The 218-nt window shown below is 85.3% G+C and carries 1 protein-coding gene; it reads right to left on the bottom strand.

Annotated elements, in window-relative coordinates; translation table 11 throughout:
• On the bottom strand, positions 1-218 hold a 218-nt coding region (locus QWY29_RS20780; protein ID WP_300963107.1), incomplete at both ends, for a hypothetical protein.

Below are 218 nucleotides of genomic sequence, written 5' to 3'. Positions count from 1 at the left end.
GGCGGGCGCACGGGCCGCTCCGAGCGGCTGGGCGCACGCAGCCCCCCCCCGGGGGCGGGGTCGGCCTGGGGCGCGACCGGGCGGCCGTGGACGTCGAGCTCGGCGAGCAGCCGCAGCCGCCGCGCGGCCGCGCGGCGCAGGGCCTCGGGCTCGCCGGGGTCGGCGACGGTGCGGCGCAGCTCGGAGACCAGCCCGGCCATCGACAGCGGCCGCCGGGG

Source organism: Nocardioides abyssi, assembly GCF_030412915.1.
Taxonomy (GTDB): domain Bacteria; phylum Actinomycetota; class Actinomycetes; order Propionibacteriales; family Nocardioidaceae; genus Nocardioides; species Nocardioides abyssi.
This window is presented reverse-complemented; position numbering and strand designations above follow the sequence as displayed.